Raw genomic sequence first — 3,237 nt, forward strand, 5'->3', positions numbered from 1 at the left:
TTTAAAGGTAATGCATTTAAGTTACAACGTCCATATGGTTCATATGTTATGGAGAATATCCTGTTTAAAATATCATATCCTGCTGAATTTCATGCGCAAACTGCCGTTGAGTGTGCAGTAAAGTTACATCCAAAAGTTATTAATCGCCTCGATGAGGTTGAGCGAATAGAATTAACAACACATGAATCCGCTATTCGCATCATTAACAAAACAGGGCCATTACATAACCCCGCAGACAGAGATCATTGTTTACAGTATATGGTCGCCATTGGCTTATTGCATGGTGACTTAACCGCAGAACACTATGAAGAGAGTATTGCTTGTGATATTAATATTGATATTCTGCGTGATAAAATGCAAGTAACAGAAAATAAGCAATATAGCCTTGATTACCATGATCCAGATAAGCGTTCTATTGCAAATGCGCTTCAGATTTTCTTCAAAGATAATACGCAAACCAATAAGATAGAAGTTCAGTATCCGCTTGGCCACAGTAAGCGAAGAGAACAAGGGCTGCCAGTATTAAAAGAAAAATTTTATAACAATTTAACTACACAGCTTCGACAAACTCAGGTTGATAGTATTTTTAACCTTTGTGATAATCAAGAAAATTAGAAAATTTTCCTGTCGATAAATTTATCAACCTATTATTAAAAAGCCAATAATCACACTTTTCCTGTTTGCGAACAGATTTACTACATTACCAAGCAGCTGCTGTTTTTTTGCTCTTTCGGCTCAGGAGCCCGCCTTCCTGTTGCAAGCTTATATGTCAATGCAGCTACGGCATATGGAGCATTCATTTCATTAGCTAAAGTTTCTGTGATTTCTTTTGCTCTGTCTTGAGCAACCCCTCGCTCTAAAGTTGATTCAATCGTTCTAAGTACTAAAGCTCCTTTAACTTTTTCAAGTCGGTTTGTGCATTGGCCAAGGCCATTAACATAGCCTAGTAAATCACGAATTTGCTTGCCAAGATTATCGCTACTACTAAATCCAGGAATTTTACCGTCTAACGAAACCATTGCATTTCTAACGTCAACAATAGGTACGCGCCCTGATTCTAACAAAGCGCTAAGGTTGTGTAAACGTTCGATAGTTCTACTTATTCTTTGCTGTGATATTAATTTTGGCATTTTTCTCACCCTTATTAGATATAAAACACAAGGGCAGTTTACTGATATTTATGTCTTGCCAAATATAGAAACACTTAATATTCTTATCAATGCCGGTAAGTTTTTTGTAAAACAAGCTAAGCTTTTTCAGCTTCTAGGCTGATGTAACTGTTTAAATTTAGGCGTTTAAAGCCACGTTTATAGCAATTGATAATATATTCTGCAACCTCGTCTGCAATTTCATAATTATCATTATTAAGCTGAATAATCTTATTACCGCCTTTTGTTTGAAATATAATTTTCCCTTTTTCTACAGATAAGCTTTGCATTTGCTCAAAATCTACTTGGGTATTGTTATAGGTGATAAGCATAAGGTTCCTCCTAGACTAAGATCTGTAATTCTAAACTTCCTTGAATGTACGCCTTATGAATTTGTAAGTTGAGTATAGCTTATGATTTTAAAGCTTCAAGTTTATAGCTTTTTGGTAAGAATAGAATGATCTAAATATATCATAATAAATATTACATATTATTAATGTAATATTTATTATATATGTTACTTGTGATAATGACGGTTATCGAAAGTAATAATTATAAGATAGATAAAAGTGTGTTATTTCGTAATGAGTTAAATGAAATTTGTTAGATAGAAAATCAGCTCAAAAAAGAATATAATTTGAACAGATAAAGAAGGAAAAGTATGAGCAGTAACCCAATAACGACTTCAGCCCCTCAATCAGAGATAGCCACCTCTTTAAGCTCAGCCTCAAAACGATTTCTTGAAAACACACTTGCGCAAGCCACTAAGCGAGGCTATGCAGCCGATTTAAAAATTTTTATTGCTTGGACTGAAATTCACCAACTAAGTGCAATACCTGCAACCCCAGAGACCATTGCCAACTTTCTAGCTGACCAAGCTTCTGGTGTACTTTCAGTTTGGCTAAAAAAAGAAAATCGCTTGGCCAATGGTCGCGCTGCAAGTGTTGCTACATTGCGCCGTCGACTTGCTGCTATTAAATATGCCCATAAACTTAATCAAATCGAGCCATCACCAACAGATACCGCGCAAGTTAGAGAAACGCTTAAAGGTATTCGTCGAACTTTAGGGGCGAAGCCACAAGCAAAATCTGCACTAATGAGTCAAGATATTCAGTTACTAATGACTCATATTCCTAAAACAGTGACTGGCCAACGTGACCAAGCAATATTACTTCTTGGCTTTGCAGGCGCTTTGCGACGATCTGAACTTATAGCCCTTGAAGTTTCTGATGTTGAAATTCAACAAAATGGAATGTTAGTTTATATTCGCACAAGTAAAACAGACCAAGACAAACAAGGTCAAGTCATTGGCATTGCTCGTAGTGAAAATACAGCCCACTGCCCTGTTCGTGCAATTGAACAGTGGTTAAAGTCTTCAGCTATTTTCTCAGGACCTATTTTTAGAAGAATCTTTAAAAACGGTAAAATAGCCACAACAGCAATGTCTGGCCAAGCTATCTCTGATATTGTAAAAAACTATTGCCGATTAGCCCATTTAGATGCAAGTCGCTTCGGTGCTCACAGTTTAAGGCGAGGCTTTGTGACAAGCGCTGCAAAAGCACAAGTGGACCCTTTTAGAATTATGGCAGTGACTCGCCATAAACGTCTAGAGACAGTAAAACGCTATGTTGACGAGGCCAACCTGATTAGTGATTACCCAGGGGCTGATTTATTAAAGTAGTATATTTTTGTTAAGATTAAATTTACAAATATTTATAATTTTTAGTATTTGACATTCTTTTTTATTGACTGTTAGAATAATTCCATCCAAAGGATTGGGATCTTAAAAAAGAAGTTTCAATATGAGTAATATCACCCACATCTCCAGCTATTTAAACGAAGAAGACTTATTTTCTAGTTTTTTACGTGAGCGAGACCATTTCTACAAAAATAAGCTAGAAATACAGCAAGATCATAAAGTTGAGATTGTTGACCAAACTGATGAAGACCTACTATTTACACACAGTCGAGATATTACTGTTTTAGAGAAAACCTCATCGGGACGACTTCTCGCCAAATACTGCATTGAGAAACGTGGGAAATGGTTCGGTTATGATAAATATGATGACTTTGGTCGTTATATTGAAAG

General features: G+C 36.0%; 4 protein-coding genes and 1 pseudogene. 3 read left to right on the forward strand and 2 right to left on the reverse strand.

What is annotated here, in order from left to right:
• Positions 1 to 615 (forward strand): annotated as a pseudogene (locus BGC07_RS01400) (MmgE/PrpD family protein); the annotation flags it as partial.
• 80 nt (positions 616 to 695) lie between these two features.
• On the opposite strand, the gene BGC07_RS01405 reads toward BGC07_RS01400, so the two are convergent.
• Together BGC07_RS01405 and BGC07_RS01410 are read right to left on the reverse strand one after the other, a co-directional pair.
• Positions 696 to 1,130, reverse strand: coding sequence for a hypothetical protein (locus BGC07_RS01405; RefSeq protein ID WP_069311670.1), 435 nt, complete (start codon positions 1,128 to 1,130; stop codon positions 696 to 698).
• A gap of 116 nt (positions 1,131 to 1,246) precedes the next feature.
• Complete coding sequence (locus tag BGC07_RS01410) at positions 1,247 to 1,480, reverse strand: hypothetical protein (protein ID WP_069311671.1); 234 nt, start codon at positions 1,478 to 1,480, stop codon at positions 1,247 to 1,249.
• 329 nt (positions 1,481 to 1,809) lie between these two features.
• On the opposite strand from BGC07_RS01410, the gene BGC07_RS01415 reads away from it, so the two are divergent.
• Both BGC07_RS01415 and BGC07_RS20385 read left to right on the forward strand, forming a co-directional pair.
• Positions 1,810 to 2,829 carry a tyrosine-type recombinase/integrase gene (locus BGC07_RS01415; protein WP_069311672.1) on the forward strand — a complete coding sequence of 340 codons (1,020 nt, stop codon included), beginning with the start codon at positions 1,810 to 1,812 and terminating at the stop codon, positions 2,827 to 2,829.
• Between the two features lie 121 nt (positions 2,830 to 2,950).
• Positions 2,951 to 3,237, forward strand: a 287-nt coding sequence (locus BGC07_RS20385) for a hypothetical protein (RefSeq protein WP_158006827.1), incomplete at its 3' end; no start/stop codon positions are given.

Origin of the sequence: Piscirickettsia litoralis (assembly GCF_001720395.1) — a bacterium.
Classification (GTDB): domain Bacteria; phylum Pseudomonadota; class Gammaproteobacteria; order Piscirickettsiales; family Piscirickettsiaceae; genus Piscirickettsia; species Piscirickettsia litoralis.